The sequence below is a fragment of the Arsenophonus endosymbiont of Apis mellifera genome (genome assembly GCF_903968575.1).
GTDB classification, from domain to species: Bacteria; Pseudomonadota; Gammaproteobacteria; order Enterobacterales; family Enterobacteriaceae; genus Arsenophonus; species Arsenophonus apicola.
Map to the genome: position 1 here is coordinate 1 of NZ_CAJCFU010000056.1, position 5,482 is coordinate 5,482.

Sequence of the window (5,482 nt, forward strand, 5' to 3'; positions counted from 1 at the left end):
TCTGGTAGTGCACGGAAAAAGGCCACGCCAGTTTCTGTGGGAAGCAGTTTGCCTTTTTCTTCACGGATGAACTGACGGTTTTTCAGTTTTTCCAGCATATCCGAACGGGTGGCGGGTGTTCCAATGCCGCCGTGCTCATCCTTTTTGTCTTTATCCTTGTCTTTTAGCAGTTTTTTGATTTTTTCATCTTCAACAAAATCCGCTACCCGCACCAGCGCTGCCAGTAGTGTGGCTTCGGTGAATAATGGCGGTGGTGTGGTTTTCTTCTCATTCACCGTGACGGCGTCACAATTACCCCGTTGTCCCGTGCGTAATGCCTGTAGCACCTCAAATGCGCTGTCCGGCATCACCTCATCGCTGACGTCAGACGCGTCACCTTTGAGAAAGGCGCTAAATCCGGCATCCACCGTTTTTGTTGCGCGTGCGCTAAAGGTTTCACCGTCAACCTCAACGACAACTGAGGCTTCCAGATAACGCTTGTTGTGCATGAACTGCACGAGATAATGTTGCGCGATAGCCAGATAAACCAGCCGTTCATGCTCACTGAGGGCGGTTAATACCAGTACATTGGCGGTCGGGATAATCGCGGTATGTGCCGTGACCTTGCCACTGTCAAACGCCTTGCTTTTCTGGCTCGTGACAAGTGAAAGTCCGTTAAAATCGCTAATGCCTTGCAGCGCCTCAAGCACCTGTGGCGCTTCATTAAACTGCTCATCAGACAGATAGGAACAATCAGAACGGTTATAGGTGATGGCTTTGTATTTCTCTCGTAGCTGCTGGGTGATTTCCAGTGTTTTTGCAGCGGTCATCTTAAAATACTTATTCATGTACTGCTGGAGTTTGACTAAATTGAACGGAAGCGGCGGGGCGGNTTCTTTCTCCTGCACGCCAGCGGCCTTTATATCGGCGTCCTTACCACGCAATCGTGCGGCGAGGTCATCAGCATAACGTTTACTGGTAAGACGCTTCTTGTCGTCCTGAGGCGCATTTTCGTTGACCTTCCAGTTGGCTGAAAATTGTTGACCGTTCATCAGAAAATTGCCTGTCAACTGATAGTAAAAGCTTGATGTGTGTGACTGATTGGCGAGGTAGCGGCGCACTATCAACCCTAAAATGGGCGTTTGTACTCTACCTACCGACAAGACGCCCCGATAGCCCTTTTTTCGGCCCTCGATGGTATAGGCGCGCGTCATGCTCAAGCCGAAAATCAAATCGCCAGCGGCTCGTGCCAATGCTTTGCGGTAAATGCCTTTGAACTGGTGATTGTCTTTCAGTTGGGACAGGGCTTTTTTAACGGCAGCGTCAGTATTGTCATTAATCAACAAGCGCTTAACGGGTTTTTGATTCCCAGCGTATTCCAACAACTCTTCGACCAGTAGTTGCCCCTCATCGTCTGGGTCGCCTGCGTGGATAATCACATCAGCCCGGTTAATCAGGTTGATGACGGTTTGGGTATGCGCTTCCTTGCCTTCAATCGGCTCATAGCGCAGCGGGTAAAGTTGCAGCGGTAAATCCTCAGCTTTCCACTGGGCGTAAGTGGGATTGTACGCTTCGGGCTCAATGGATTTAAGCAAATGCCCATAGCACCAGGTCACAACATTATCGGTGGACTCAAGATAGCCGTCTTTTTTCTGGAAATTGCCCCTTAGCGCTTTGGCAATATCCTTCGCCACAGCGGGCTTTTCTGCTATATATAGGTTCATTTTTTTCTCTCTTATTTGGTTTGTTGGATTTCTTGATTTTCATTTTCGATAAAATCAAGGGAGAAAAATCTTTGTGTCAGTTCGTCGTCAATAAAGCGCAAATCATTTTCATTGCTCGTTAAATACGTGGTTGAAAATAACCTAGCTTTATTGAGCAAATCATTGGTGTTGGTGAAGAAATAAGGTGCTCGTTGATTAATTTCATTAAGAACATGATTAACATTATCGTTTTTGTTTTTTAATTGATTTTTCATCAACGCTACAGGCAGAGCTTCTATCTCGGATATCGCGGTGCTCGTGGGTTTCAGCGTATATTCATAAGGCGCAACATTTGCGATGAACGCATCATCAGGAGAAGGGAATCGTTGATTCCCTTAAAAAGGTACTGTAATGCGTTGAGATTCAATTGTGGGTATTGGAAAGAATTCAGTTCTTTCATTGATAAAACCGTCATCACTAACCAAATTATAAATTAGCCGCTGTTGTTCTCGTTGACTTTCTTTCTTATTTTCAAGAATCGGCAACATGCGCGGTTGATTAGTTGCAGGTAGTCAGTTTTCATGGATTTCGCTTTTTCGTGATAAAAACGGGGTGTCATAAAATGCATTCCACATCATGATTTCAGAAGTGATAGCATCAAAATCTGAGTCAAGAATATGAAAGTGTATTTTGTGGGTAGCAATTTCTCCGTTAACCGCCCATCGGGTTATTTGGGTGAAATTGGTTAGTTTTTTATCGGTTTCAATAAAAATACCGTTAATAGCCTTACGCCCTTTTTTCCGGCAAGCAATTTGATAACATTTATTTGGGTAGGGTGTACGGGCAACAATATCAACGCCACCCTTTAATGTGAGGTTTAATTCGGGTACAGATACATCAATCAAATCAAGTTGCACATCACTGTAGCGTAAGTAATACCGTGGCGAAAGATGTAGTAGCATTTCAATCATCCTTATCATAGTTAGGCTGGATTCAATTTCGATGGAAAGCTAATCACAAATTCATCAGCATCTCCTTTGCCGAGACTAAAGAGAGGCTTTAGGCGTTCTTCTAACTCAAATTCATTTCTGAAAGCGCGCACATCACGAATAAAGCAGGACATATACAGGTACTTCTCATCTTTGAACATGCCTTGCAAATCCTCTCCATGCAAAAGTACATAATTACTGATGCGGTCGTACAAATCAGGATCTTTTACTGTAATTTCTGCGCCAATATCTGCTATCACTTTATCTGTTTTCAAATAGTCCCATAGGATAACTTCCCTGCCAATCCGGGTATTAAAGCGTTCTTTATCGGATTTACTGAATTTTCCATTCATTTTTCAACCTCTCATTTTGCCAAATTGTTTCATGATGTCGCTGACAACAGCCGGATCTGCTGTTGGACATCCGCCAAGAAAATCTCGCCGTTTAACAAAAGTTTTCCATGGACGAAAACCATGCCGACCAAATTTTTTAAGTGAAAAAAATTTACGCACAGCGCCATTGCATTCACTTTGATTGTTACCTTGTAATTTTCCGTACATACACAACACAACGGTACACGGGTCATCAGAATCAATTTTTTCCTGGGCAGAAAGGGGGTAACTGGCTGCAAGTAATAGCCATGCAGCCGATAAAAAGGTTTTTTTCATAACAACTTTCCTATTTGGTTTGTTTGAATTACGCTGATTGCGTATTTGATGCAAAATGCTTATAAGGATGACGAGACATGAAAATATTGAGAAATCTCTATTTACTAATATCTTCTTTGCTATCTCTGTCTTGTAGCGTGTCGGCGCCAAAGGGTGTAAAAGCTGTAGAAAATTTTGATTTGAATCAATATCTCGGGCTCTGGTACGAAATTGCCCGACTAGACAATCGTTTTGAGCGTGGCTTAGAACGGGTTACCGCCAATTACATGCTTAATCCCGACGGGAGCGTGAAAGTCATTAATCGGGGATTTTTGCCCGAGCTGCATCAATGGCGAAAAAGTATAGGTAAAGCAAAATTTATAGGTTCCCCGAAAAAGGGGTCACTGAAAGTTTCTTTCTTCTGGCCGTTCTATGGTGGCTACCATGTGATAGCGCTCCATCCAGAATATCGTTATGCCTTGGTGGCAGGACCAAGTCGAAACTATTTATGGCTGCTTTCACGCACACCCAGGCTCGAGACGGCGGAAACGGAGTCTTTGCTAAATCTTGCCAGAGAACTTAATTTCCCCGTTGATAAATTGATATGGGTGAATCAGGATGCGTAGAATTTTTTAATTAATGCAAATTGCTTCACATTGGAAGTGCACAAAACTCGGCGGGCTACCCGATAAAATCCAGTTTTTATGCTCATCTGGTTTCACATGACAGGCGACATTGCTAAAATATTGCCCCGGCAAGTTAAATCCAGCAATCGCACAGAACTCGTGTGAGCCAATATTTTTAGCACCTGAATTGGTTTTATGATAGGAAACAGGACCCAGTCCAGTCGTTTTGGTCCACCTGCCGGTTTGACAGGAAAGAACTGCCCCTTTAGCATCCCGACTCACTAATCCACTGGTTGGACAGGACGAACCTTCAACGACGACTTTCTCGAGCTGTAAAAAATCTCCGGTTGATAAGCGGCCCTCTGCGCGAACCGTACCGCCTTTTAACTGTCCTCCAGTATAAATACTTTTGTTGTTGACAGCGCGTATCCACTCTTTATCCGTCATATAAAATCCGCCCCCATGTTTGGTATTTATCCAACCTTTATTATCCTGCGTGACCAGCCAGCCACCCTGACTTTTTATATCCCCGTTTGCGGTGACGGTTTTACTAAAAACCCCTTCTTTGGCATTAACAGCATTGGCATTATTAAGATTGTTACCACCCATATCGATATGGGTGTGCATACGGTTTAACTCAGGCTTGTGCTTTACCTGAAAACGATACAGCCGGTCGCTTTCCTGCAACACGCTACCCAATATTTCTGACGATAGGGCTATGGCAATATGTCCAAATCGACAATCAAGGCCAAAATCCTTTGGCTGGCTTATCCAGCCACCGTAAGCCCCGATGGCGAGGTTTCTTTCATCCACAAACCCACCCATACCGTTAATTTGAGCGGCGATACGGCGCATCCCTTTTTCGGTTAGATTTTCACCATTAACACTACAGGTTAATGCCTGCAAGGCGGGAGGTCTTTTCTGGTTGTTTCTGACAATCCCAGTGACGTATTGTTGACCAAAGGGGTTTTTGTCGGAAAAACCTTTCTGGAGATATCCTTTTTTAATGAGCAGGGCATTATTAAGCGTAGATTTTGGTTGTGTTAACAGTTCATCATAATGGTCAGCGATATAGTGCTTCGCAGCTTCATTAAACTCGCTGAAATGGCGAGCGGAAACTATCCACTCCTGTTCTTCCAGAAATTCGCTGTATTTTTCAGCACCCCACAACGCGAGCAAGGCCATAATCACCAGGACGCCGAGAACTTCCAACGCGATAAATCCTCGGTCGATTTCTTTTATTCTGTTTTGATGTATTTTTGACATAGGTGTTCCTCGTAATTATAACGAATCGTTTTTTAAAGTGGACTTAAAGGAGGTAGGAAGGCGGCAACACTTAATTTGCTAAAATAGGATGCTATTTAACATAATGGTGGTTATCGGCACTTGGATTTTAGCTTTCAGGCAAAAATTACCGCGAAAGGCTTAAAAAGACACGTTTTCTCATCGGAAAAATACAATTTTTGAATATAACATTTTGTTAACAATTGACCGTTATTCAAGTTCACGCGATTTTGGGGCCAAAAGGGTTATTTTTG

General features: G+C 43.6%; 8 protein-coding genes. 1 reads left to right on the forward strand and 7 read right to left on the reverse strand.

Features of this window, described 5'->3' with window-relative positions; all coding sequences use genetic code 11:
• The 6 genes from H1X92_RS08470 to H1X92_RS08495 form a co-directional block, all read right to left on the reverse strand.
• The coding region (locus H1X92_RS08470) for a DNA topoisomerase (RefSeq protein WP_180559734.1) at positions 1–1,703 on the reverse strand (1,703 nt) is incomplete at its 3' end.
• Positions 1,704–1,714: 11 nt separating this feature from the next.
• Positions 1,715–1,957, reverse strand: coding sequence for a hypothetical protein (locus H1X92_RS08475; protein ID WP_180559735.1), 243 nt, complete (start codon positions 1,955–1,957; stop codon positions 1,715–1,717).
• A gap of 120 nt (positions 1,958–2,077) precedes the next feature.
• Positions 2,078–2,230 (reverse strand): DUF6012 family protein, encoded by a 153-nt coding sequence (locus tag H1X92_RS16315; protein ID WP_180559736.1) that lies wholly within the window; start codon positions 2,228–2,230, stop codon positions 2,078–2,080.
• A 24-nt stretch (positions 2,231–2,254) separates the two neighbouring features.
• A complete protein-coding gene (locus H1X92_RS08485; protein WP_180559737.1) occupies positions 2,255–2,644 on the reverse strand; it encodes a DUF6012 family protein in 390 nt (129 codons plus the stop codon).
• A 20-nt stretch (positions 2,645–2,664) separates the two neighbouring features.
• A complete protein-coding gene (locus H1X92_RS08490; RefSeq protein WP_180559738.1) occupies positions 2,665–3,024 on the reverse strand; it encodes a hypothetical protein in 360 nt (119 codons plus the stop codon).
• A gap of 3 nt (positions 3,025–3,027) precedes the next feature.
• Positions 3,028–3,339 (reverse strand): TrbM/KikA/MpfK family conjugal transfer protein, encoded by a 312-nt coding sequence (locus H1X92_RS08495; RefSeq protein ID WP_180559739.1) that lies wholly within the window; start codon positions 3,337–3,339, stop codon positions 3,028–3,030.
• A 77-nt stretch (positions 3,340–3,416) separates the two neighbouring features.
• On the opposite strand from H1X92_RS08495, the gene H1X92_RS08500 reads away from it, so the two are divergent.
• On the forward strand, positions 3,417–3,944 hold the full coding sequence (locus H1X92_RS08500; RefSeq protein WP_180559725.1) for a lipocalin family protein: 528 nt from the start codon (positions 3,417–3,419) through the stop codon (positions 3,942–3,944).
• 6 nt (positions 3,945–3,950) lie between these two features.
• On the opposite strand, the gene pilV is transcribed toward H1X92_RS08500, so the two are convergent.
• A complete protein-coding gene (gene pilV, locus H1X92_RS08505) occupies positions 3,951–5,129 on the reverse strand; it encodes a shufflon system plasmid conjugative transfer pilus tip adhesin PilV (protein WP_233458144.1) in 1,179 nt (392 codons plus the stop codon).
• Positions 5,130–5,482 lie beyond the last annotated feature (353 nt).